27 protein-coding genes are annotated in these 21,898 nt (G+C 59.0%); 22 read left to right on the top strand and 5 right to left on the bottom strand.

The genetic code is table 11. The annotated features are described in order from the left end of the window. The first annotated feature begins 1 nt into the window (after position 1). Entirely contained in the window at positions 2-1,225 is a 1,224-nt protein-coding gene (locus ABOC32_RS16660) for a hypothetical protein (RefSeq protein ID WP_426808008.1), read from the top strand. 2 nt (positions 1,226-1,227) lie between these two features. Here ABOC32_RS16660 and ABOC32_RS16655 read toward each other — a convergent pair whose 3' ends face one another. Continuing rightward, entirely contained in the window at positions 1,228-1,548 is a 321-nt protein-coding gene (locus tag ABOC32_RS16655) for a DUF1654 domain-containing protein (RefSeq protein ID WP_426808007.1), read from the bottom strand. 629 nt (positions 1,549-2,177) lie between these two features. Here ABOC32_RS16655 and ABOC32_RS16650 point away from each other — a divergent pair. From ABOC32_RS16650 to ABOC32_RS16615, 8 genes are all read left to right on the top strand, one after another. Next, on the top strand, positions 2,178-2,426 hold the full coding sequence (locus ABOC32_RS16650) for a hypothetical protein (RefSeq protein WP_426808006.1): 249 nt from the start codon (positions 2,178-2,180) through the stop codon (positions 2,424-2,426). A 295-nt stretch (positions 2,427-2,721) separates the two neighbouring features. Continuing rightward, a complete protein-coding gene (locus ABOC32_RS16645; RefSeq protein ID WP_426808005.1) occupies positions 2,722-3,573 on the top strand; it encodes a ParB/RepB/Spo0J family partition protein in 852 nt (283 codons plus the stop codon). 6 nt (positions 3,574-3,579) lie between these two features. Further along, positions 3,580-3,963 (top strand): response regulator transcription factor, encoded by a 384-nt coding sequence (locus ABOC32_RS16640; RefSeq protein WP_084296774.1) that lies wholly within the window; start codon positions 3,580-3,582, stop codon positions 3,961-3,963. 18 nt (positions 3,964-3,981) lie between these two features. Continuing rightward, a complete protein-coding gene (locus tag ABOC32_RS16635) occupies positions 3,982-4,251 on the top strand; it encodes a hypothetical protein (RefSeq protein WP_426808004.1) in 270 nt (89 codons plus the stop codon). Beyond that, on the top strand, positions 4,248-4,706 hold the full coding sequence (locus ABOC32_RS16630) for a hypothetical protein (RefSeq protein WP_426808003.1): 459 nt from the start codon (positions 4,248-4,250) through the stop codon (positions 4,704-4,706). Before ABOC32_RS16635 ends, ABOC32_RS16630 begins: the two co-directional genes overlap by 4 nt. A gap of 81 nt (positions 4,707-4,787) precedes the next feature. Then, on the top strand, positions 4,788-5,036 hold the full coding sequence (locus tag ABOC32_RS16625) for a hypothetical protein (RefSeq protein ID WP_426808002.1): 249 nt from the start codon (positions 4,788-4,790) through the stop codon (positions 5,034-5,036). Positions 5,037-5,113: 77 nt separating this feature from the next. Further along, positions 5,114-6,124 carry a nucleoid-associated protein YejK gene (gene yejK / locus ABOC32_RS16620; protein ID WP_426808001.1) on the top strand — a complete coding sequence of 337 codons (1,011 nt, stop codon included), beginning with the start codon at positions 5,114-5,116 and terminating at the stop codon, positions 6,122-6,124. Between the two features lie 14 nt (positions 6,125-6,138). Further along, positions 6,139-6,753 carry a hypothetical protein gene (locus tag ABOC32_RS16615; RefSeq protein ID WP_426808000.1) on the top strand — a complete coding sequence of 205 codons (615 nt, stop codon included), beginning with the start codon at positions 6,139-6,141 and terminating at the stop codon, positions 6,751-6,753. Positions 6,754-6,893: 140 nt separating this feature from the next. On the opposite strand, the gene ABOC32_RS16610 is transcribed toward ABOC32_RS16615, so the two are convergent. Further along, on the bottom strand, positions 6,894-7,982 hold the full coding sequence (locus ABOC32_RS16610) for a hypothetical protein (RefSeq protein WP_426807999.1): 1,089 nt from the start codon (positions 7,980-7,982) through the stop codon (positions 6,894-6,896). 178 nt (positions 7,983-8,160) lie between these two features. On the opposite strand from ABOC32_RS16610, the gene ABOC32_RS16605 reads away from it, so the two are divergent. Continuing rightward, the gene (locus tag ABOC32_RS16605) at positions 8,161-10,095 is read left to right on the top strand and encodes a DNA cytosine methyltransferase (protein WP_426807998.1); all 1,935 of its coding nucleotides are present in this window, start codon (positions 8,161-8,163) and stop codon (positions 10,093-10,095) included. A 300-nt stretch (positions 10,096-10,395) separates the two neighbouring features. Further along, positions 10,396-11,190, top strand: coding sequence for a hypothetical protein (locus ABOC32_RS16600; RefSeq protein ID WP_426807997.1), 795 nt, complete (start codon positions 10,396-10,398; stop codon positions 11,188-11,190). Positions 11,191-11,524: 334 nt separating this feature from the next. Here the strand turns inward: ABOC32_RS16600 and ABOC32_RS16595 are convergent, their stop codons facing one another. Together ABOC32_RS16595 and ABOC32_RS16590 are read right to left on the bottom strand one after the other, a co-directional pair. Then, positions 11,525-11,854, bottom strand: coding sequence for a hypothetical protein (locus ABOC32_RS16595; protein ID WP_426807996.1), 330 nt, complete (start codon positions 11,852-11,854; stop codon positions 11,525-11,527). 107 nt (positions 11,855-11,961) lie between these two features. After that, on the bottom strand, positions 11,962-12,261 hold the full coding sequence (locus ABOC32_RS16590; RefSeq protein ID WP_426807995.1) for a hypothetical protein: 300 nt from the start codon (positions 12,259-12,261) through the stop codon (positions 11,962-11,964). A gap of 160 nt (positions 12,262-12,421) precedes the next feature. On the opposite strand from ABOC32_RS16590, the gene ABOC32_RS16585 reads away from it, so the two are divergent. The 10 genes from ABOC32_RS16585 to ABOC32_RS16540 all read left to right on the top strand — a co-directional run bounded on the left by ABOC32_RS16585 (position 12,422) and on the right by ABOC32_RS16540 (position 19,590). Next, positions 12,422-13,012 (top strand): hypothetical protein, encoded by a 591-nt coding sequence (locus tag ABOC32_RS16585; RefSeq protein ID WP_426807994.1) that lies wholly within the window; start codon positions 12,422-12,424, stop codon positions 13,010-13,012. Further along, entirely contained in the window at positions 13,009-13,260 is a 252-nt protein-coding gene (locus tag ABOC32_RS16580) for a hypothetical protein (protein WP_014591205.1), read from the top strand. The genes ABOC32_RS16585 and ABOC32_RS16580 overlap by 4 nt, the downstream gene beginning before the upstream one ends. Beyond that, complete coding sequence (locus ABOC32_RS16575; RefSeq protein ID WP_426807993.1) at positions 13,257-13,769, top strand: hypothetical protein; 513 nt, start codon at positions 13,257-13,259, stop codon at positions 13,767-13,769. The genes ABOC32_RS16580 and ABOC32_RS16575 overlap by 4 nt, the downstream gene beginning before the upstream one ends. Then, the gene (locus tag ABOC32_RS16570; protein ID WP_426807992.1) at positions 13,766-14,158 is read left to right on the top strand and encodes a phage protein NinX family protein; all 393 of its coding nucleotides are present in this window, start codon (positions 13,766-13,768) and stop codon (positions 14,156-14,158) included. The genes ABOC32_RS16575 and ABOC32_RS16570 overlap by 4 nt, the downstream gene beginning before the upstream one ends. A 43-nt stretch (positions 14,159-14,201) precedes the next feature. Further along, on the top strand, positions 14,202-14,513 hold the full coding sequence (locus ABOC32_RS16565) for a hypothetical protein (RefSeq protein ID WP_426807991.1): 312 nt from the start codon (positions 14,202-14,204) through the stop codon (positions 14,511-14,513). Positions 14,514-14,566: 53 nt separating this feature from the next. Further along, positions 14,567-15,064, top strand: coding sequence for a hypothetical protein (locus ABOC32_RS16560; protein ID WP_426807990.1), 498 nt, complete (start codon positions 14,567-14,569; stop codon positions 15,062-15,064). Between the two features lie 36 nt (positions 15,065-15,100). Then, complete coding sequence (locus ABOC32_RS16555; RefSeq protein ID WP_426811673.1) at positions 15,101-15,475, top strand: hypothetical protein; 375 nt, start codon at positions 15,101-15,103, stop codon at positions 15,473-15,475. Further along, on the top strand, positions 15,376-16,530 hold the full coding sequence (locus ABOC32_RS16550) for a tyrosine-type recombinase/integrase (RefSeq protein WP_426811617.1): 1,155 nt from the start codon (positions 15,376-15,378) through the stop codon (positions 16,528-16,530). The genes ABOC32_RS16555 and ABOC32_RS16550 overlap by 100 nt, the downstream gene beginning before the upstream one ends. 32 nt (positions 16,531-16,562) lie before the next feature. Beyond that, entirely contained in the window at positions 16,563-18,149 is a 1,587-nt protein-coding gene (locus ABOC32_RS16545) for an ABC-F family ATPase (RefSeq protein ID WP_426807989.1), read from the top strand. 247 nt (positions 18,150-18,396) lie between these two features. Beyond that, positions 18,397-19,590: an MFS transporter gene (locus ABOC32_RS16540; protein WP_426807988.1), complete on the top strand. Its 1,194-nt coding sequence runs from the start codon at positions 18,397-18,399 to the stop codon at positions 19,588-19,590. Here ABOC32_RS16540 and ABOC32_RS16535 read toward each other — a convergent pair. Further along, on the bottom strand, positions 19,552-20,598 hold the full coding sequence (locus tag ABOC32_RS16535) for an alpha/beta hydrolase family protein (RefSeq protein WP_426807987.1): 1,047 nt from the start codon (positions 20,596-20,598) through the stop codon (positions 19,552-19,554). The two genes, ABOC32_RS16540 and ABOC32_RS16535, sit on opposite strands and share 39 nt — an antisense overlap. 200 nt (positions 20,599-20,798) lie before the next feature. Between ABOC32_RS16535 and yghU the strand changes: the two genes are divergently transcribed. Further along, positions 20,799-21,641 carry a glutathione-dependent disulfide-bond oxidoreductase gene (gene yghU / locus ABOC32_RS16530; protein WP_426807986.1) on the top strand — a complete coding sequence of 281 codons (843 nt, stop codon included), beginning with the start codon at positions 20,799-20,801 and terminating at the stop codon, positions 21,639-21,641. The last annotated feature ends 257 nt before the right edge of the window (positions 21,642-21,898 follow it).

Raw genomic sequence — 21,898 nt, 5'->3', positions numbered from 1 at the left:
CATGTTAAAGACGGTCATAGACCTTTATAGAAAAATTGGAAAGCCTCCTCTTACTGAGAATGGCTCTTTTTGCTACGAAGGGATGGTGGACGACCAACTGCTCAGGCTATTCAGCGAAGTCAAAAACCTGCCAAGCAATTTTGGTGAAATGAGTTATGACCGTCTGAAAGACTCGAAATTAACATTTGAATTCTCCATTGTTTCAGCAGGAGAGAACAGCTTCTTTCAAAGCTTTTCAGACTTAGTTCAGAAAACACCATCACTCGGAAGCGGGAATCATCTAAAAAGCTTTTATATAATCGATGAAGACTGGGCCCCTTCCGACAACATCGTTAACGATTCTAATATCCGAATTATAAAGGTGTGCGATCTGATAAAGAACCTTTCAAAGGTTGCAGCATCCGAGCATCCACAAGCCAGCTTCTACAACCTGGTTTTTTCAATTCCTGCCGCACCTAACAAGCCCCCAAAAACAATCGTTGTACAGACAAAGATCAGCGAAGACATTTTATCTATAGACCTTAATAAAACTTCTCTGATAAGAGGCCTCGCAAACGAAGAGCATCAAGGCAGGCTTCACCTCGAAGAGCGAAGGGCGATTCTTAACGGCGCAATATGCGAATGCCTAGATAATCTTTCCGAAGATCGGAATGGCAAATTCATGCACATTCTGAAATCGTGGGATTTGATAATAGAGAATTACTGGAAAAACTTCCAAATATATATCCACTCTTTTTCCTTCGAGAAAACGAGAAAAGAATTCGCTCAAGCTGAGCTCGACTATGGAGCCAAGCTCAGCGCCGCCTTCAGTGATCTCGCGGGAAAAATTCTCGCGCTCCCCGTTTCTCTTGTTGCACTCCTTGCGCTAGACAAAGCCACTAGCACATTAGAAGTTTCCGTAGCAGTAAGTGGACTATTTATAACATCTTTGATTTTAGTTGGGATTCTTGCCAATCAAATTCTCAACGTAGAAAGATTCAATAACAGCCTTGAAGCATCTTTTGACAATCTCACGAAAACACTACCCACATACCCTAAGAACTTACAAAAACTAATCCTGAAATCAAAAGAAAATATACACAAACAAAAAAAGGTCGTCAAAACGACCTTGTATATATTCTGTGCTTTATCGCTCGCCCCGGCAATAGGTGCAACATTGATTGTTTATTACAAAAATCAGACACTAATCCACACGTGGATAGAGCAGCATATCCACCGCTGCTAACATCAGAAAGGCGCACCCTCCTCTCCATGGTGCACCAGATCAAGCTCCACCTCCCTCTCTATCACCCGATCATCATCTGTCGGCGTATCCCATTGCAGGATCACTGATCCGTCGTCACAGAACGTCATCTCCAGGTGGTCGGTCTCTGACAGCAGCTCCATGATCGCATCCCAAGCCTGATCGCTGTCCGTATCCAGTTGATGGATCAGAACCTTCCTGCCGAACTGCGCCAGCGGTGAGTTGATCATCGCTGAAACCCTCAGCCCCAAGCGCTCTAGTCCGGTGAGCTCGTCCCTGCGGGCGAATTTTTCCTGAGCTGACATCAGAAGCCTCCTACTAACTGTATGCATATACAGTATTCTAAAATTACACAAGCGTGCTTGCATTCAAAGTGCAAGCATGCTTTCATTAATGCAAGTTCGCTTGCATTTGCATCGGGCCAGGCAGCTCCGGCAGCCACCGCTCTTTACACAACCAGACGTGACCACCTCGACGCACCTAGGCCATTACCTGGGTCGGAACAAGCTAAGTCGTCGACCACGCAGCCTCTGGATAGCTGCCGGACTCCCCCATGGGAGGACGCCAAACCATGCGAGCCACCTGATGCGTAGCCAGTAGCTGCAGCAGGCAGAGGTGGGGAAACCCGGCGACGAGCATGGAGCGGATCAAAAACCATAGGAGGAACCTGCCAATGAAGCATTAAGCCCAGCCGATGAACCGGGTCGGCAATCCGCGCATACGTGCCCTACTCAGCCGGCCAAAGGGCTGCACTCAAGCGCGGAGCAACATGATCCCCAATGACCACCGCCGTATTCAGATAGAAGGCGATGCGAGGGAAGCCCACGGCCAACGCAATGAGCGCAGAGCTGCCATCTGAGGCGGTGACGCCAGACGATTCCCCGGTGCGCCTCAAGTGGGGCGCATCAGGGGGAATCCACTGGAGCAATTAGCGATGACCACGATTATCCAAGACCGCTTCGATAGCGGCGCCCAAGTGAGCCTGGAGATGGACAAGAGCGAAAGCGAGCTGTTCGTCTTCCACTGCCCGGCGGGCCAAGGCTGCAAGGTCAGTAAATGGCCGCTGGATAGCTCTCACATGCCGATCGCGATGGCCCATTACGAGCAATGCATGGAGCTGGAGCGAGCGGCCTTTGAAGCCAGTTCCACCTGCCCCCCATCACCAAGCTGCATCGGGGCGTGATCTGGCTCTCGCTGCCGCGGTAAGACGCGAAGCGGGCCACCCAGTGACGGAAGTAAGGGCGCAACCCTGAAATGGCACGCGCTGAAAAATCTAGGGCCTTGAGCAAGCCCGCAGATCACGCCCCGATGCAGCTTCACCCTCTTAAAGCGCACAGCCGTGGACATTACGGCGCGTAGTGCTCACCACTATGCATATTAAGTCGGCTGAATTGCTCGTGACGTTCTCCCTCCCCTGGTCCGGGAGGTACACGGCAGCGAGCGTCACGACCAATGCAGCCCAACGGAAGTGAACTCAAATGGCGAAGTCGTTCAAGCAAATGATCAAGGATGGCGAGGTGCGGCGCGCCGATGCCATGAAGGTTCAACTGGAGGATCTGCACGAGGAGCCAGGTTTCAACCTCCGCACCGAAGGCGATGCACTCGAAGCGAGCATCAATGCTCTCGCAGAGTTCATCGCAGCAGGCGGTCAAATCCCTCCGCTGGAAGTTCGCCCACGGGCCGAAGGTGGTGTTTGGCTGGTTGATGGCCACCGCAGGCGCCGGGCGCTGTTGAAGCTTGATGCCGAGGGCCGTCTGCCACGGACGCCCAACAAAGATAGGCCACAGGTACTGGAAGCCTGGGTGCCCGTGATCGCGTTCGAAGGCAGCGATGCCGATCGAGTGGCACGAATCATCACCAGCCAGGAAAACGAAAAGCTCTCCCCCTTGGAGCTGGCTCAAGGCTACAAGCGCCTCCGGGCTTTCGGCTGGTCGGTGGAGCAGATAGCCACCAAAGTCGGCAAGACACGGCAGCACGTCGAGCAGGTGCTCACTGTCGGCAACGCAAACACTGATGTGCAGAACCTGGTAGCTGCCGGCCACGTTTCAGCTACAACAGCTGCACAAGTCGTCCGGGAACACGGAGACAGTGCTGGCAAGGTGCTGGGAGCCGAACTAGAGAAAGCTCAGGCAAGTGGCAAGAAGCGAGTTACTGCTGGCTCGATGAAAGGGCCTTCGATACCCAAGCCCAGGCTTGAAGCAGTGCACACCGCGTCACGCAATTTAATTGCATCGCTGGACTCGATCGATGAGGACAGCCGGTCCCTTACCATTCCCACTGCGCTTGTCCTGCAACTGCGCGAAGCCCTGGACGGCGCCAAACCGAGATAACAGCTCATGGACACGATCACTTGCGGCTCATGGATTGGCCAGCTCGGCAAGGCGCTGGCTCCGCGTGAGCTCGAAGCATTGCTGTGGGTGGCCCAAGGGCTCACCACCAAAGAAATCGCCCGCGAAATGGCAGTCAGCCCCGGCACCGTGGCCAACCGCATCGAGGCCGCGCTGTTCAAGCTGGAGGCGGGGCGCCGTATCGAAGCGGTCACCAAGGCCATGCGTCAGCAGATCATCAGCCCGCTCTGTATCGCCCTCGCCGGCCTCATCGCCATGCATGCGGTGATCGACGACAGCGACCCAATGCGCCGCGACCGCCGTGCGCCGGAGCGCCGCACCGCCCAAGTTCGTATCGTTCGCAAGGCCGAGGCCTTCGAGCTCCACGCCTGACCCACTGAGGACCAACTCATGCAAACAGCCGTGCATAAAGCTTTCGAGGACAAGCGGATGGTGCTCGCTGCCTTGCTTGAACGAAGCCAGGAAGCGCGCAACGAAGCTTTCGCTCGAATAGCCCAGGGAACACCGCGCTACCAAGCCTCCGGCAAAGGCGGCACTTGGGATGTGGTGGAGATTTCCACTGGCACTGTCCAGGGATTCGCCTTCAGCTATCGAGCCGCGCTGCGATTCGTGGATGCAATGGAAGCCGGGGCGGCAAGCAAGACAGGCACGCGGCAATGAGCAAGCGCAAGCCGCACAACATGCGCTCCCGACTCGAACGGACGTCCCGGGCGCTGGTCTCGGCCAACCACGCGGCCGTCGTGAACATCGACCCCAGCGGCCAGCAGGTGCTGGTCAACTGTAAGAACCTCAAGCAGATCTGCGTGCGCCAGGTGGTTGATGCCGTGTGCGACATCCCGCACCGCTGGACCATCTACTTGAGCGTGCTGTGCCGAACGGAGTTTGGCGAGCGGTACCACAAGTCAATCGAGGTCGCGCCGCAGGGCAACTACCGGGCCGAGCACCTGACCGACGTGATCGAGGCCACCTACACCGACCTGCGGGCCACAGCCAACCCGAAGCACCTGGTCGCGGCCGGCTGGATCGCCATTCCCACCGACACAACGCTCGACGAAGCAGAGGCCGCAAGGATCTTTGCCGCTGTCGGGGCCTGGAATCAGCAGAAAGCAGCATGAACCGAACCACCGCACGTGCCCGGCACGGCCGGCGCCAGCAACACATCAATCTGCCGCCCAGCGGCTTGGGAGATATCGGCCATGGCGAAGACGCCAGCCCAACGAAAGAAGGAACAGCGCGAGCGCGACAAGCTGTCTGCCGAGGAGCGGGAGGCACTGCTTCTGTCACGCCGCATTGTCACGGACCTCTATCACAACACTGACAACGCGCTTAAGCGCTCGATGATTCGCGCCGAAATAGAGGAAGAGCAGGACCTGATAACACGCCTGATCCACGGTGCCGACCGTCTCACGGACAAACAATTCGAAAAGCTGATTCGCATAGCGTGACATCCCGCCGTGACAGGCGGAACACAAACACCTGACCCATCGCCACCATGCCGCCAGCCGGCCACGGAGGAACACCCATGCCCATTCTCCACGCAGTGATGCACTTCATCGACAAGAAGCCGGACGGCAGCCCAGCGGCCCTGCACATGGCCAGCGCCAGCCTGCCGGAGAGCGGCGCCATCGAGAACCTGGTGCACGATGTAAACGACGGCTACAACGCCAAGACCGGCAAGGCCTGGGGCTTCTTCCATGGCGAATCCGGTGCCTACCCCCTCAGCGGCTGGCTTGCCAAGGTCGTCAGCGGCGACATGCAGTTCCTCGACTTCACGCACACCGCGGTTGAGCACCTGACGCGCCTCATGGAGGAATCCAACCTGGCTGTTGGTGGGCACGTGCTCTTCGCCATGTACCAACAGGGCCTGACCGACTACCTGACCATCGCCATCTTGCGTGAGGCCGAGACGATCTCGGTTGCCGACGACCTCACCGTTTCGGTTTCACGCAACCTCGATACCAGCGCCCTGCACTTCGCCGCCCGGATCAACCTGAGCGAGTGGAAGAACAACCCGGCGTCGCGACAGTACATCTCGTTCATCAAGAGCAAGAAGGGGCGAAAGACCTCGGACTACTTCCGAGACTTCATCGGCTGCCAAGAGGGTATCGACAGCCCGGGCGAGACCCGCACTCTGCTCAAGGCTTTCAAAGATTTCGTAGAGGCCGAAGAACTGCCGACCGAAACCGCCAGCGAGAAGAGTCAGCACCTGGTGGCCTATGCACAAGCGCAGGACAAGATCGGCGAGCCGGTCAGCCTGGCCGAGCTGTCCGAAGCGCTGGACGAAGATAGGCCCAAGACCTTCGCCGACTTCATCCGGGCCGGCGACTACGGGATGTCCGAGAGCTTTGCCGCAGACAAGCGCACCCTGAATCAGTACCGCCGCTACACCGGCCGCGCCGAAGGCATGTCGATCAGCTTCGAAGCGCACCTTCTGGGCGAGCGCGTCGAGTTCGACCAGGCCAGCGCCAGCCTGACCATCAAGAACCTCCCGACGCAGCTCATGAATCAGCTCAAGCGCGCTGCTGAAGCCTGATCAAGGAGCGCGCAATGAGCCAGTTCTACCTTCAGGACAGCCGCAGCAACACGGGTGACGGCCTCATGTTCTGGGCCCTTGGTGGCGGCTATACCACCAACCTCGACAAGGCCGAACTGTTCACCCAGGAGCAGGCCTGCGGCCACCGGGAAACAGACATTCCATGGCCGAAGGACTACGTCGATGCCCGCGCACATCTCGGCGTCGACCACCAATACATCAGCCTGGAGGAAGCCTGCGACCAGCTGACCCAAGGGTGCAGTGTTGTCCTGCAGATCCCTGGGCACTGGAACGGGAACGACATTGCCGTGGCCAGGTGGCCAATAGGCCACACCTTCCGATTCGAGAAGGCACACCACCTCACCCTTGAGGCTGCCGAAGCGATCGGCAACACCTCAGAGGAAGCGGTGATCTGGCCTCTGGCTTACCTCGAGGCAAAGGCCCGGCGCCTGGTGCACAAGCGTGACGTGAATATCAAAGAGGCTCTGCAAGGGACCGGAATTGTGCTGGCCAAGCCAGGGCGACGGCGGGTGCCGGCCAGCATCCAGAACTGCGGAGGCTGTGGCCGGTTCGTGCCTTCGCCCAGTTACGAAGACTGCCGCCACTGCGATCACGACAATCGCCCGTAACGCCAAGCGCTGCCCGCCAGCGCCTTCCCCTATTCAACGATAACGCCTCCCCGGCGAGGGTGGCACAAACAATGGAGATTACCCCTTTACCTCTAGCCGGGGCGACACAGATGGGGGAAAACACGGTATACCTAGCTAGGTCACTTGCCTTTAATCTTCCCTATCACTGAGCTTATATGCTCAATACCTTCAAAAGCAGATGGAAGGCTAGAGTCACCAAATGAAACCTCGCTGAATATAATTTCCTCAAACTTAGAAAGGACCTCCTTGTCATTCTTACGAGCTTCCAGGGCAAAATCAGAATAAGATTCAATGAAACTGCACAACGTCATACGAAGATCAATCTGCAGAATTTGCTGACTGATCGCCCGAAAATTAGCCAAGAAGATACGAAAAAAATAAATCATCAAAAACTCAACACCAAAAACAACCACTAAAGCGATTAGCTTATCGAATTGATCTTCGACGGCGGGAAAGACCCCCGAAATTTTTAGCACCGGAATTATTAGCAACACCACCCCCATCACAACTAGACCTGAAAAAGATAATATTTTTTCTTTAATCTTTGCCGCCCTGAGCTTCGCGAATCCGTCATTGAGGTTCGCAAAATTATATTCTTGTTCACTTTTAATCAGCTGATCTTCCAGCTCCCCAATTCGCTTAATTTTTTTGGCATACTCAACTTCAAAGTTATTAAATTTTTCACAGGCATTGGAAACAAACCCCTCAAACTTTGTGAAATTTCTGACATCCGGATGAGCCAGAATTCTTTTTAGCACGAGAGCAGACATTTGAGTATTGGCAAACTGAAATTGCAGAGACGCCTCCACGTAATCCCCAAAATCAATCCCTATCAAATTAACCTTTTCGTTCGATAAGGTACTACCAAGCCCCGACTCGCTCACGAAATCAAATTCGCATACAAAACGATAGCAACACCCAAACAAGGAGGCCAAATCGTTCGACTCCCCCAAATACCTTTCTAACAACTCGTCAAATCTATCGTTGTAAATTTTTATATTATACCCACAAACCTCTTCAAAACTATCGCATCGCACTTGAAACTCGTGCAGAGCGCTAAGAGTGAACCGTAAAAGGTAAGAAACCGTTGTCCCTCTAGCCCCTTCGCGAAGTTGTTCTTCCAACTTGCTTCGCGCACTCTCCATAAGCTTAGTAGTGCGAACATTGTTAAAGAATTTCTTTTTTCCTTCATTTATATCAACTGACACAAGTTTTTCTCCATAAAAAAGCAATATAGCGGCATTAGGCCATTATGGCTATCACTCCCGCAATTTTGAATCTGCACTTCGGTACAGCTGGCACCTCGCACATACGAGTGCCAATCACATCCCCGCTTCTGTTCACACTCAATCACGATTAATCACGCCAACTAGGCGAGGGCCGCCCATGTCTGCATTTCAGAAAAAGAATCCGCTCGACTTCAAAACCCAGTACGGCCTTGGCTTCGATCCTCAAGACGATGAGATCGTGGTCGACTTCTTCTGTGGTGGCGGCGGCGCCGGTACCGGCTTGGAGATGGGCCTGGGCCGGCCAGTGACAGTGGCCAAGAACCACAGCCCCGCGGCCATCAGCATGCACACCGCCAATCACCCAGCGGCGCGCCACTTCACTACCGACGTGTTCGAGGGTGACCCGGACGAAGAATGCCAAGGTCGCGCCGTGGGCTGGTTCCACATGAGCCCCGACTGCACGCACCATAGTCAGGCCGCCGGCGGCCAGCCGCGCAAACGGGAGATCCGCAACCTGTCGTGGATCGGCTTGAAGTGGGCGGGCAAGAAAAAGCCTCGGGTCATTAGCCTCGAGAACGTGAAGCAGATTCTGCAGTGGGGACCACTGATCGCTAAGCGCGACAAGGCCACCGGCCGGGTGATGAAGCTGGACGGCACGGTGGCCACTGTCGGTGAGCGCGTACCAGTGCAAGAGCAGTTCCTGGTGCCCGACCCGAAGCGACGCGGCATCACCTGGCGGCGCTTCGTGCAACTGCTTGAGGGCATGGGCTACCAGGTGGAATGGCGGATCATCAAGGCCTGCGACTTCGGCGCACCGACCAGCCGGGAACGCCTGTTCATGATCGCCCGCTGCGATGGCCAGCCCATAGTGTGGCCAGAACCGACCCACGCCAAGAACCCAGCAAAGGGCCAGCAGAAGTGGCGCACGGCCGCCGACTGCATCGACTGGAGCGTGCCGAGCAAGAGCATTTTCGGCCGCAAGAAAGAGCTGGCAGCCGCCACGCTGCGCCGGGTGGCCAAGGGCATGAAGAAGTTTGTGCTGGACAACCCGCAGCCTTTCATCGTGCCAATCGCGAACTGGTCGGGGGAGCTGGCCCAGTCAGCTGACGAGCCGCTGCGCACCGTCACGTCTTGGCCGCGCGGCGGCTCATTCGCCATGGCCAGCCCTACCCTGGTGCAGACCGGATACGGAGAACGTACCGGCCAGCAGCCCCGCGTGCCTGGTCTGGACCAGCCACTTGGCACCGTCGTAGCCGGCGGCGTCAAACACGCGCTGTCGAGCGCAGTGATTCTGCCAGCAACCCATCAGGGCACCGTGCGAGTGAACGACCCGGGTGAACCGTTGCCCACGGTAACCGCTGCCAATCGCGGGGAGCTGATGATGGCCAGCCCTGTGATGATCGGGACAGGTGGACCGGTGTACGCAGGAAAGCCCTCGCCAGCTGATCAGCCCAAGGGAACGTTGATGACGCAGAACCACCGAGCCCTGGTCACCGCCTTCATTGAGCAGGCCAATGGCGGATTCAACGCCACGCCAGCCCGAAGCATGGATGACCCCATGAGCACAGTCACCAACGCCGGCAGCCAGCAGCGTCTGGCCACCGCTTCGCTGATACACTTGCGCGGCAACTGCGATGCGCGGGATGTCGCCGAGCCGCTGCATACAGTTAGCGCAGGAGGTAAGCACCACGGCCTGGTCGAGTTCAAACTGTCACCAGAGCACGAGGAAGGCGCCCTGCGCGTCGCCGCGTTCATGATCAGCTACTACGGCACTGAGAACACCAGCGCAGCAGACGCGCCGGCGCCGACAGTGACTACCAAGGACCGGCTGGGCCTGGTCACCGTGTTCGTGAAGGGCACGCCCTATGTGATCGTCGATATTTGCCTGCGCATGCTGCAGCCGCACGAGCTCTACCGAGCTCAGGGCTTCCCTTGCAGCTACATCATCGACAAGGGCGCCGACGGCAAGCCGTTTACCAAGACTGAGCAGGTGCACATGTGCGGCAATAGCGTAAGCCCGCCGCCGATGGCGGCCTTGGCCCGCGCAAACGACCCGTGGCGCATCGCGCGCCAGCAGGCCCATGCAGCCTAAACCTCGATCAACTGCGATGCCTGTTGCCAATCAATCACCGGGATCGCACCAGATCCCTGTTGGGATGAAAGCCAGTCACGCACCCGGCCAACATCGAATCGGAACGCATTGGACTCCATCGATGCGATTGCGCTACGAGTGATTTTGTAGTGCCCGCATTCGGGGCAGGCGCATTCCTGATAGTCCCCATGCGGAGGGGCGCGGTGCGCTGGCATGCGGCAAATCAGGCATTCCATGTTCCAAGACATATCAACCTCCTCACCAAATCACTCAACTGTAGTTGAACGATTGGAGATCCCCATGCCCACAGAAAACCGATCCAGCACCATCGAACAGCATGACCATATCGAGGGAGTCATCGATATGGTCAGCGCGCCTTTCCAGCGCGAAGACAGGTACATCGTCGTCAAGCGCAGCGACCTGGCTTTGCTTTCACCTGTTGACTCCGACCTCGTGCACTCCTACTTGGAAGGGGTGCTGTCGCTCATGGCTGAGTGGAACTGCCCCGAGCGGGAATACTTAGTACTCGAAAGCGACTGGCCCGAATTCGCGCCAGCTTGGGCCGCTATCGAGCGGCGCGTTACCGGATCGCCAGCCCCGCAGCCCCACCCCGAGCCTATAGCCTGGATGGTTGGTACTGCCATCTGGTGGACAAACAAAGAGGCAGAGAGGGATGCGGTGGCGACTGGGCTGCCGATTGTTGGTGTGGGGCCAATGACCAGCATCGCGCCAGCCGATCATCACCAGGGCGAGCCGGTGGCCATAGTGACCATGGGCGCAAACGACAAGACCGTGATTGAGTTCCTGTCCCATGACCTGAAGGTCGGTACCGAGCTCTACACCCACGCCGATCCTGGCGAGGCTGAGCGGCTGCGCTTGGAGGTCGACCGCCTCAGCTTCAGCCGGGATATGGAATCTGATCGCTCTGAAATGCTTAATGTGGCGCTTGCTGAGAACGAGACCTTACGCACCCAGCAGGCCGAAACCATCAAGCTCATCACTTGGCTCTGCAACGACATCGACAGCGGCATCACCAGCACCTGGCACGCCAAGTTGAAGAGCCATCTCGATGGTTTGCGCACCTCCTCCAAGTAACTCAGGCTCTGCTGGCCTGATTCTGGACGTACTGCTCGGCCATTACCTTCCCTTCAAGAATGGCTTCTGTCGAAGAAGAAAATTGCCGACTCGCCCGTAGAGTTCTCGGGGTAGCGCCTGGTTTCCCCACCTCAACCAACATGCCGGTGGGAGACTCATCGCTCGCCCCCCAGAGCACGTAGATTGATGCCTGGTATCCAAGGTAGGTATGCACGTAAAGGTCATGGCTGGTGGACTGAAGGCTCATTGCTCTCTCCAACTGGGCGCCTCGATTGCGCCGCTGATGGAGATACGACTAATAACTTCTGACGAGCGTTCCGTCTGCAAGACATCGTTACTTGCGAAGGCGTGAGCCTTTGCGTGGAAGCGATTCTGGTCCCGGGGCGATTGGGGCAGGAAACTTCACGGCGACCCAATCGATTGCACGCTCGAGCGCCCAAGCCATGGCCACAGACAATTTCTGCCCTCGGCAATCTGGATGATGCTCTTCAAGCAACGACACGCCCTTATCCCCATAGATGCCTAGGAAAAGTTGAGTGACGTTCTCTTGGGAAAGACGCGCTTGGATGTTGATCAAGGTGCCGCAGGGCAAGCGCTCATCGTAGTTGCGAAAATGCAACTCCGGGTTGGCCCACTCCCAATAAACAGTGCCGCGATTACGCATGGAACGAACCCTTCACTTTCAAATCTTGACCAGAGAGGCAGCATACACAGCTGCCCCGCTGAATCTACTGCAGAAAGTGAGCGTTACATTTTTTTACATCTACAGGATCACTTCGCAACTGCGCTCGTGCCATGAGCAGCAATCCCCTCTACTGCGATTCGCCGTGCGCGTCCCACACCCCAAGCCAGAGCCCTGGTCATCGACTCTCCGGGCCGCGAATCGAAAGCCTCTTCGTGAAGCGCCATGCCGGACGACGCATACACCCCGATGAACATCTGAGTAGTGCCTGTTCGCGACAGTCGCACCTGGACATCGATGTACGTTCCATCGCTCAGTGTCTCGTCATGAGTGCGGTGGTGAAGCGTCGGGTCAGCCCAGGCCCAGAAAACATCACCGCGTATTCTCATGAAGCTCTCCTACGACTTTAGTTGTAGTTAGGTGGTTAATTGCCACCATAGCGAACACCCGATTTTCCGCAAATCCGCCGAGCCGATCTGTGAGCTGAATCGGACAATCGGCAATCCCCCCCTCTATTCACTGCCGCGATATGGCGGCCAAGGAATTCCCGTGCGTGAAGAAAAAGTCGTGATGTACGAATCCCCCGAAGCCGCCAGCCTTCAGACCGTGACCGGCTGGGTCGACCCTTCCGGCCGGTTCTGGGGCAAGGATGAGCACATGGCCCGCTACTGCGGGTCGACCCACCGCCACTGCGCGAAGAATCCAGAGCACCCCATTCATGCCACAAACGGGTGGTGCGAGGCCTGTCACGCAGAGGGCCGGGCCGCCAAGTTCGCAGCCCTGCCGAAGCGCGTGTGGGCCGGCGAAGCAATCACTGAATACGACGGCGACCAGTACTTCTTCGACGAGGAAGACCTGCGGGACTACCTCATCGAACACGAGGTGGACCTGGCCGACCTGCGGCTGGTGTTCTGCACCCCAAACTACCCCAGGCAGATCGACCCGAACGACCACTTCTGTGACGACCGGCCAGAAGACGGCGAGGTGAACGACGACCAGTTGCTCGCGGCATTCGAATTGCTCAACGAGATGATCAGCAAGTGCCCGCCATTGTCCTGGTCGCCGGGTCATGAGGCGGTCGAGCTGCCACAGGCCTTCATCGACATGGTTGCCCCTGAACGCTTGGAGGCTGAGGAATGACCCGCCTCGCCCTCTGCCTCCTGTTGCTGGCCACCGGCGCCAGCGCAACCGAGAACGTCATCGACGTGCAGCACGACAGCCAGCGCGGCGTCACCTGCTACCTGCTGAATGGGGTCGGCATCAGCTGCATCCCCGACAGCCAGCTCCAGGCCGGCAACCAGCGCCAGCTCTCCCCGCACGAAACCCAACCCGAACCTACACCCGCTCTGGCGCCTGGGCGCTGGATTGATGAGAGGTATCAGCTGTGAAGGAAGACGACATCATCAAGCTGTCGGCCAAGGCCATGGGTTTTGAGCTGGAGTACCGGCGCGGTAGTGACTCCTTCTACTACGACGACCCCGAGACAGGACGGGAGGTTTGGCTGCCGATGCAGGATGACCGGCAGACGATGCTCATCATCTCGAAGTTGAAGGTGGACATCTGCTCGCTTCACAGCCTCGCTCGCGCAACTGCCTTCGTGCCATACACCGGGTACAAGACGTGCGAGATACCACATGCAGATGAGCCAGTTGCCCGCCGCGACGCGCTTCGCCTGGCTATCGCCACAGTGGCAGCCCAGTACTCGAAAAAAATGATCGATGGTGGGCCTGATGAGCGTGTCTTAGTGCACCTGCTTGGCATCGAGGGATCGACGGCACACGCCATGTGTGGGGCCATTCGGGAATCTCGCGAGGTGATCAGTAAGGCATGTCAGCGCCTGAAGCGAAAGGGCTTGGTGACCAACAAGGGGCCATTCTGGCAGGCGGTGAAGCCATGACCGACCTTATCGAAGTGGGGGTATCCAGCCTTTCCGGTGAGGCGCTGGGCTGGGCAGTCGGCAAGGCCGAAGAGCTGGCTGTGTACTTGGAGCCGCCCGGCTACAACGGAGTGCCCTGGCGGGTGTTCGCCCGGTACCGGGGCCAGGCCATCGAGCACGCCAAGCGCTTCAACCCCTGGGAAGACTGGGCAGTCGGCGGGCCGCTGATCGATAAGCACAATGGCAGCGCACAGCACATCCCCGCCCTTCCTCAGGATATTCGCTGCGCTGGGGGCCCAGCCGACGCTGGATGGTGTTACGGCCCAACAGCTCTTGTCGCATTTTGCCGGGGCTATGTCCGGTACAAGCTCGGCGATGCCGTTCAGGTGCCGAAGGAGCTGATGCCATGATCGCCCTCGCCTACATGGCCTACCTGATCTACAGGGGGCCGCGATGACAGCAGAAGTCTTTCAGTTCCCGGCTAAGCGCCGGGTGCACAACAACCAGGTGGTGGCCAATCAAGCCGAGCGCAAGAAGCTGGCCGACTGGTTTCGGGAAGTTGCGCAGCACATCGAGGGCAACGAGGTGGAACGTGCGCCGATGGCAGCCATGATCGTGCTTAGCAGCGCAGCCGGTGACGAGGTTCTGCATGCCGGCTACTCAACTGACGCCACCTCACTCGTCCAGGCCGGGAACGCTGCCCGCCAATGGGCCCACCTGACTTTCCAGCGCCGGGCAGGCAACTTCTTCGACCGCCAGCGTTAACCCACCTCCCCCAACCTTTCAAGCCCGCCGACATGCGCGGGCGAGGACTCCCTATGTCCGCAACTGAGCGATTCCACCAAACCGCAAACGACTGCCTGGAGCGCCTGGCCGCTGCACTCTGGCCCGAGGCCAAGCTGGCACTTGTCATCTATACCCCGGGCAAGCCCGAACTCGATATCGTCCTCAAGGACAGCGGCCTGAACATCGACGAGGTCGTGAGCACATTACGGCGCCGCGGCGGGCTGAGCCTGGACGGCGAGAACATCTACAAACGACTCATCTGCGATGCACTCGTTGGGGCCATGGCATGCGGTAAGCAGAACAGCAACCCTGCCCCGGAAGGCCACTGGGGGCAGGAATTCTGGGACATCGGCCGGGCCGAAGGCGCCCTGCAGGAGGAACTGGCAGGTGCGCTGCGCCTGGCTCGCCAAGAACTGGACGCCTGCCAGCGCGTTATCCATTACGCCGGTGGCTTCGACCCTGCCTACGTCAACGACGCCCAAGCCGCTATCAAGGCGGCTGACGTGGTGCTCGAAAAGATTCCGGCCTGACCACCAACCTGCCGCCACCGGCGGCGTGGAGCCTCTATGCAATCAAAAAGGAAAAGGCCGGGCGATGAACTCGCCAAGCAAGAACAAGCCGTTGCCCAGGAAATGGACAAGGTGACGGAAGAGAAGATGGCTGACCTGCTGGGTATTACGCTGCGCGCCCTCCAAACCAGGCGCCAGCGCGGAAAAATCCCCGAGGGCGTCTGGAACAAACAAGGTCGCAACATCATGTACAGCAGATGGAGATATGAGGAATGGCTCGAAAGCCTGTGGGTCTGCCCCCTGGAATTGAAATCCGAGGAGACTCGCTCCGAATCCGTTTCACTTGGAACGGTGAGCGTCGCGGGGAAACCGTCGCACATCCCCCGACAGCGCAGGGGATCAAAGCTGCCAGCCGTCTACGTGATCAAGTAGTCAATCTGATCCGCCACGATTTGCTTGATGACGAAAAGTACGGCGAGCTCTTCCCGGGCTCGGAGGCAGCGCGGCAAGCAGCAGACGCCATGCCCAGCCTGGGCGCCTACACCCAGATGTGGCTGGACAGCCGAGACATCGTTCAGGGCACCCGAGACAACTACAAGAGCGTCTTCAACATCTATTGGATGCCTTACCTCGGCTTACGCCGGATCGACATGATCACGCCTACCATGCTTCGTGGTGTTATATCGCAGATCCAATGGACGTCGGTCGGGGTCAAGCGCAATGCAATCATCAAGCTGGCGAGCGTGTTCAAAACAGCGGTTTTCGACGGATTGATCACCAAGAACCCCACCGCCTCGCTCGACAAGCCGAGGGTTGTAAAAAAAGTTGTGGACCCGTACACCAGGTCGGAGGCAGAGACGATTATCGCGCACCTCTACACGACCCTTCAGAAATACTGCCAGATCTACGCTGCGTTCTTCGAGTTCTGCTTCTTCACCGGGGTTCGGCCTGGCGAAGCCATGGGCCTGAAGTGGGAGGATGTCGACTTGGATCAGCGATCAGCAACGATCCGCCGGATAATCGTCAATCGGGCGCCTGAGGAACGCACCAAGACCAAGCACCACCGGGTGGTGTTGCTCAACGAGCGCGCGCTGAACGCCATCAATCAGGCCCAGCGCATGGCGACACTCCGACGCATGGCATCCAAATCTATCCACCCAGTAAGCCCTTTTGTGTTCCAACCAAGCAAAGGTGGGCTGTGGATCAACGAGCCAAGTGTTACAATCCGCCACTTCAAATCAGCGCTCAAGGCGCTGAATATCCGTGAACGCCGTCAGTATGACACCCGCCACACCTACGCAACCATGTGCCTAATGTCTGGGATGAACCCTGCGTTCATAGCGAACCAGCTTGGCCACAGCGTTGAGATGTTGCTTTCTACCTACGCGAAATGGATCAGCTCCTCCTCGGACTGGAGGGAGCTGGAGAAGCTGCCGCCCCGCGTCGAATTGGCCCAAAATTGGCCCAAAACTGACACGAAGGCCTAAATACACCTCTGGAACCCCCGCAGGACAAGCACTTGATCTCCACAGCAAACATCACCATGCAGTTCGGCGCCAAGCCGCTGTTCGAAAACGTTTCCGTAAAATTCAACAACGGCAACCGCTACGGCCTGATCGGCGCCAACGGTTGCGGCAAGTCGACCTTCATGAAGATCCTCGGCGGTGACCTGGACCCGTCTGGTGGCCAGGTCATGCTCGAGCCGAACACCCGCCTGGGCAAGCTGCGCCAGGACCAGTTCGCCTATGAAGAATTCACCGTGATCGACACCGTGATCATGGGCCACGGCCAGCTGTGGAAGGTCAAGGCCGAGCGCGACCGTATCTACTCGCTGCCGGAAATGACCGAGGAAGACGGCATGGCCGTCGCCGAGCTGGAAACCGAATTCGCCGAAATGGACGGCTACACCGCCGAATCCCGCGCCGGTGAACTGCTGCTGGGCCTGGGTATCCCCCTGGAGCAGCACTTTGGCCCGATGAGCGAAGTGGCGCCAGGCTGGAAGCTGCGTGTGCTGCTGGCCCAGGCATTGTTCTCGGACCCGGACGTGCTGCTGCTCGACGAACCGACCAACCACCTGGATATCAACACCATCCGCTGGCTGGAAACGATCCTCACGGCGCGTAACAGCACCATGATCATCATTTCCCACGACCGCCACTTCCTCAACAGCGTCTGCACCCACATGGCCGACCTGGACTACGGCGAGCTGCGCCTGTTCCCGGGCAACTATGACGAGTACATGACTGCGGCTACCCAGTCGCGCGAGCAGTTGCTGTCGGACAACGCCAAGAAAAAGGCCCAGATCGCCGAGCTGCAGACCTTCGTCAGCCGCTTCTCGGCCAACGCCTCCAAGGCCAAGCAGGCGACTTCGCGCGCCAAGCAGATCGACAAGATCCAGCTGGCCGAGGTCAAGCCTTCCAGCCGTGTCAGCCCGTTCATTCGCTTTGAACAGACCAAAAAACTGCACCGCCAGGCGGTAGTGGTCGAGAAGATGGCGAAAGCCTTCGACGACAAGGTGCTGTTCAAGAACTTCGACATTACCGTCGAAGCGGGCGAGCGCGTTGCGATCATCGGCCCCAACGGTATTGGCAAGACTACCCTGCTGCGTACCCTGGTCGGCGAAATGACCCCGGATGCAGGTTCGGTGAAATGGACCGACAGCGCCGAAGTGGGCTACTACGCCCAGGACCACGCTCACGACTTTGAAGACGACTTGAGCCTGTTCGACTGGATGGGCCAGTGGACCTCCGGCGAGCAGGTAATCCGCGGCACCCTGGGGCGCATGCTGTTCTCCAACGACGAGATCCTCAAGTCGGTGAAGGTGATTTCCGGTGGTGAGCAAGGCCGTATGCTGTTCGGCAAGCTGATCCTGCAAAAGCCGAACGTGCTGGTGATGGACGAACCTACCAACCACCTGGACATGGAATCGATCGAGGCGCTGAACCTGGCGCTGGAAAACTACCCGGGCACCCTGCTGTTCGTCAGCCACGACCGCGAGTTCGTGTCGTCGTTGGCCACCCGTATCATCGAGCTGTCGCCCGACGGCGTGGTCGACTTCAGCGGCACCTACGACGATTACCTGCGCAGCCAAGGCGTACTGGTCTGATTGATCGGTAAGGCCCGGCCATTGTGTATGGCTGGGCCGGCCTCTTCGCGGGCTTGCCCGCTCCCACCGGACCTGCACAGGCTCAATCGCTGTGGAGTACCTGTGGGAGCGGGCAAGCCCGCGAAGATCCCAGCGCCAATCCAACAGGATGAAACAACCCGACGAATAATTCGTTAGCCTGCTTTCATTTCCTTCATGCAACAGCCATCATGGAACCACGCCCAACCGCCCGCCCGCGAAAGAGCCCATGACCGCGCAACAACCTGCCCCCGCCAGCAACACCCTGCACATCACCCAGCAGATCCTGTCGATCGTTTTCTACACCTTCATTGCCTTCCTCTGCATCGGCCTGCCGATTGCGGTGTTACCCAGCTACGTGCACGACCAGTTGGGCTTTGGTGCGGTGATCGCCGGGGTAACCATTGGCCTGCAATACCTGGCCACCCTGCTCAGCCGCCCGTTTGCCGGGCGCGTTGCAGATACCCTCGGGGGCAAGCAAGCCATCCGCTTCGGCCTGTTTGGAATTGCCGGCTGCGGGGTATTGACCCTGTTATCGGCCTGGACCCTGACGCTGCCGCTGCTGAGCCTGGCGCTGTTGCTTGGGGGCCGTTTGCTGCTTGGCCTCGCCCAGGGGCTGATCGGTGTGGCCACCTTGAGCTGGGGCATCAGCCAGGTCGGCCCCGAACACACCGCCCGGGTGATCTCATGGAACGGTATCGCCTCCTACGGCGCCATTGCCATTGGCGCGCCACTGGGTGTGTTGGCCGTGGACGGGCTGGATTTCAGCGTGCTGGGGCCTGCTTTGCTGGTGCTGGCAACCCTTGCCCTGCTGGTGTTGCGCAAGCGTCCCGACGTGGTGGTGGTACGCGGCGAACGTCTGCCGTTCTGGTCGGCATTTGCCCGGGTCGCACCGTGCGGTCTTGGCCTGACCCTGGCCTCGATCGGCTATGGCACCCTGACCACCTTCGTCACCTTGTACTACCTGGAGCGCGGCTGGGTGGGCGCAGCCTGGTGTTTGAGTGCGTTTGGTGTGTGCTTCATCATTTCGCGACTGCTGTTCGTCAACGCAGTCAACCGCTTTGGTGGTTACAACGTGGCGGTCGCCTGCATGGCCACTGAGGTGCTCGGCCTGAGCCTGCTATGGCTGGCGCCTTCGCCGGCCTGGGCACTGGTTGGTGCAGGGCTTACCGGTTTCGGGCTGTCGCTGGTGTACCCGGCGCTGGGCGTCGAGGCAATCAGGCAGGTCCCCAGCAGCAGCCGCGGCGCGGGGCTTGGGGCCTATGCGGTGTTCTTCGACATGGCCCTGGCCATCGCCGGACCGCTGATGGGCGCTGTAGCCGTGCACCTGGGCTATGCCTCGATCTTCTGCGTGGCGGCCCTACTCGCCCTGGCCGGGGTGGGCCTAACGCTGTTGCTGTCGCGGCGCGCTCCCGGCGGCTGACCGCTCGGCCAGTTGCGGCGCGCCCAGCGCCTGGCTGAAGAACGCCGCCGTTTCACGTTCCAGCGAATGATGGATATGCCGACGGTCCACGCCCTCGGCATCTTTGCACAGCGCCGGCATCCGCGCGTACTGCTCGGCGTCGCAGTGGGCCATGAACACGAAATGCCCGGCGCCGGCCAGCAGGCGGTAATCGGGTGTGACCGGCAGCTTTCGGGCCAGAGCCTCGGCGTTGCGGTCCACCGCCACCAGTTGGTCGCTATCACCGCTGTAGATCAGGGCTGGCACCTGAACCCCGGCCAAGGCATGGCGCCCGAACAGCAGGCTCAGCGGCGCCATCAGCATCACCGCCCCTACCCGCGGGTCGGCCTGCGGCGCCAGTTCGCTGCGGTCGGCAATCAATATACCGTGGGTCTTGCAGGCGTCGGCGTCGTTCGGGCGCTCGAGGCAGTACTGGCGCAGGCGGTCCAGGTCCGGGCGCGCGCCGGAGAGAATCAACGCGGTTTCGCCACCGGCCGAATAACCGATCACGCCCACCTTGCCTTCGTCCAGGTAAGGCCCGACCAATGCATCATCGCGGGCTGCGGTGATGGCGGCGCTGACTTGCAGCGGCCGACCATAAAGATTGCTCAAGGTGCCCAGACGACTGTGGTCGCGGGCGTTGTCCCCCGGGTGCACTACCGCCACTACCACGAAGCCTCGCCGCGCCAACGCGGTTGCCAGGTAATGCAGCGCCAATGGGCTGCCAGTGTTGCCGTGGGACAGGACCAATAAGGGAAATTGTCCCATGGCGACGGGCGCCTCTTCAGCCACGTCGATGGGGTAGCCGTCTATGCGGCTGCTACGGGTTTTACCTGTAGCCGGGTAGAACGCCAATGCTTGCATCGGCCGGCTATCGACCGGGTCGGCCAGGGTCATGTGGTGCAGGCCGACAACCCGCGGCGCAGCTTCGGCATGGGCCAGCAGGCCGCCGAGCAGGACCAGCGCCAACAGGCAGCGGGGAATTGTCATCGGCCGGCAGTTCCTTGCAGGGCGAAGCGATAGCCCAGCATAGGGCCGGCCTGGCTTGCGCCGGATGAAAACTGGATGAAACCGTCGTTATGCAAGTGCCGCGTGCACCCTATGCATTTGCGCATGGCGTCGAACCCGTGGCATAGATACAGGTCAACGTCTTTACGTGACCGATTCGCGCCAATGAAGGAGAGTCATGCATGAGCAAACCCGCCTATGTGCCACCCAAGGTCTGGCGCAACGAAGCAGCGTCCGGCGGCCAGTTCGCCAGCATCAACCGCCCGGTTGCCGGCCCGACGCACGACAAGGACCTGCCGCTGGGCAAGCACTCGCTGCAGCTGTATTCCCTGGCCACACCCAATGGCGTCAAGGTCACCATTGCCCTTGAAGAGCTGCTTGCCTTGGGCCATACCGCAGCCGAGTACGATGCCTGGTTGATCCGCATTGGTGAGGGCGACCAGTTTTCCAGCGGCTTCGTGCAGGTCAACCCCAATTCGAAGATCCCTGCCCTGCTCGACCGCAGCGTCGAACCGCCTGTGCGGGTATTCGAATCGGGTTCGATCCTGCTGTACCTGGCAGACAAATTCGGCGCATTGCTGCCAAAATCGCCAGCTGCACGAACCGAAAGCCTGAACTGGTTGTTCTGGCAGATGGGCGCGGCGCCTTACCTGGGCGGTGGCTTTGGCCACTTCTACGTGTACGCCCCGGAAAAATTCGAATACGCGATCAACCGCTTCACCATGGAAGCCAAGCGTCAACTGGACGTGCTCGACCGCCGCCTGGCCGAGAGCCGCTACCTGGGCGGTGATGAGTACAGTATTGCCGATATTGCCGTGTGGCCTTGGTATGGCGAGTTGGTGCGCGGCAACCTGTATAGCGCGGCAGAGTTCCTGGCGGTTGACGAGTATCCCAACGTGCAGCGTTGGGCCGAGGAAATTGCCCTGCGCCCGGCGGTGCAACGCGGAACCCGCGTAAACCGTACGTGGGGGGACGAGGCCAGCCAAGTGCCCGAGCGCCATTCAGCCTCAGATCTGGCAGGTTAGCGCGACCCGTGTAGGAGCAGCCTTGTGCTGCGAAGAGGCCATTACAGCCGGAGATATTCTTTAGCCTTACCGGCCTCTTCGCAGCACAAGGCTGCTCCTACAAAGAGATGCGGAAGGCTGAGTGATGGTGCAACCACAAACGGCTGCACAGCCTCTGGGAATACCCCCGACAATGCCCGCCTGCATAAAACCATTTGCCCCCGCGCAAACCTGCGTCCGCCAAGCCCTTCTTGTACACTCCTCGCACTAGCCCCCAC

The sequence above is a fragment of the Pseudomonas sp. WOUb67 genome, assembly GCF_050058005.1.
GTDB lineage: Bacteria > Pseudomonadota > Gammaproteobacteria > Pseudomonadales > Pseudomonadaceae > Aquipseudomonas > Aquipseudomonas putida_R.
Note: the sequence above shows the minus strand (reverse complement) of the source record. Positions and strands in the feature narration are given on the sequence as shown.

Coding starts and splice junctions, on each gene's coding strand:
- ABOC32_RS16660 (WP_426808008.1), top strand. CDS start 2: ATGTTAAAGACGGTCATAGACCTTTATAGAAAAATTGGAAAGCCTCCT.
- ABOC32_RS16655 (WP_426808007.1), bottom strand. CDS start 1,548: ATGTCAGCTCAGGAAAAATTCGCCCGCAGGGACGAGCTCACCGGACTA.
- ABOC32_RS16650 (WP_426808006.1), top strand. CDS start 2,178: ATGACCACGATTATCCAAGACCGCTTCGATAGCGGCGCCCAAGTGAGC.
- ABOC32_RS16645 (WP_426808005.1), top strand. CDS start 2,722: ATGGCGAAGTCGTTCAAGCAAATGATCAAGGATGGCGAGGTGCGGCGC.
- ABOC32_RS16640 (WP_084296774.1), top strand. CDS start 3,580: ATGGACACGATCACTTGCGGCTCATGGATTGGCCAGCTCGGCAAGGCG.
- ABOC32_RS16635 (WP_426808004.1), top strand. CDS start 3,982: ATGCAAACAGCCGTGCATAAAGCTTTCGAGGACAAGCGGATGGTGCTC.
- ABOC32_RS16630 (WP_426808003.1), top strand. CDS start 4,248: ATGAGCAAGCGCAAGCCGCACAACATGCGCTCCCGACTCGAACGGACG.
- ABOC32_RS16625 (WP_426808002.1), top strand. CDS start 4,788: ATGGCGAAGACGCCAGCCCAACGAAAGAAGGAACAGCGCGAGCGCGAC.
- yejK (WP_426808001.1), top strand. CDS start 5,114: ATGCCCATTCTCCACGCAGTGATGCACTTCATCGACAAGAAGCCGGAC.
- ABOC32_RS16615 (WP_426808000.1), top strand. CDS start 6,139: ATGAGCCAGTTCTACCTTCAGGACAGCCGCAGCAACACGGGTGACGGC.
- ABOC32_RS16605 (WP_426807998.1), top strand. CDS start 8,161: ATGTCTGCATTTCAGAAAAAGAATCCGCTCGACTTCAAAACCCAGTAC.
- ABOC32_RS16600 (WP_426807997.1), top strand. CDS start 10,396: ATGCCCACAGAAAACCGATCCAGCACCATCGAACAGCATGACCATATC.
- ABOC32_RS16595 (WP_426807996.1), bottom strand. CDS start 11,854: ATGCGTAATCGCGGCACTGTTTATTGGGAGTGGGCCAACCCGGAGTTG.
- ABOC32_RS16590 (WP_426807995.1), bottom strand. CDS start 12,261: ATGAGAATACGCGGTGATGTTTTCTGGGCCTGGGCTGACCCGACGCTT.
- ABOC32_RS16580 (WP_014591205.1), top strand. CDS start 13,009: ATGACCCGCCTCGCCCTCTGCCTCCTGTTGCTGGCCACCGGCGCCAGC.
- ABOC32_RS16570 (WP_426807992.1), top strand. CDS start 13,766: ATGACCGACCTTATCGAAGTGGGGGTATCCAGCCTTTCCGGTGAGGCG.
- ABOC32_RS16565 (WP_426807991.1), top strand. CDS start 14,202: ATGACAGCAGAAGTCTTTCAGTTCCCGGCTAAGCGCCGGGTGCACAAC.
- ABOC32_RS16560 (WP_426807990.1), top strand. CDS start 14,567: ATGTCCGCAACTGAGCGATTCCACCAAACCGCAAACGACTGCCTGGAG.
- ABOC32_RS16555 (WP_426811673.1), top strand. CDS start 15,101: ATGCAATCAAAAAGGAAAAGGCCGGGCGATGAACTCGCCAAGCAAGAA.
- ABOC32_RS16540 (WP_426807988.1), top strand. CDS start 18,397: ATGACCGCGCAACAACCTGCCCCCGCCAGCAACACCCTGCACATCACC.
- ABOC32_RS16535 (WP_426807987.1), bottom strand. CDS start 20,598: ATGACAATTCCCCGCTGCCTGTTGGCGCTGGTCCTGCTCGGCGGCCTG.
- yghU (WP_426807986.1), top strand. CDS start 20,799: ATGAGCAAACCCGCCTATGTGCCACCCAAGGTCTGGCGCAACGAAGCA.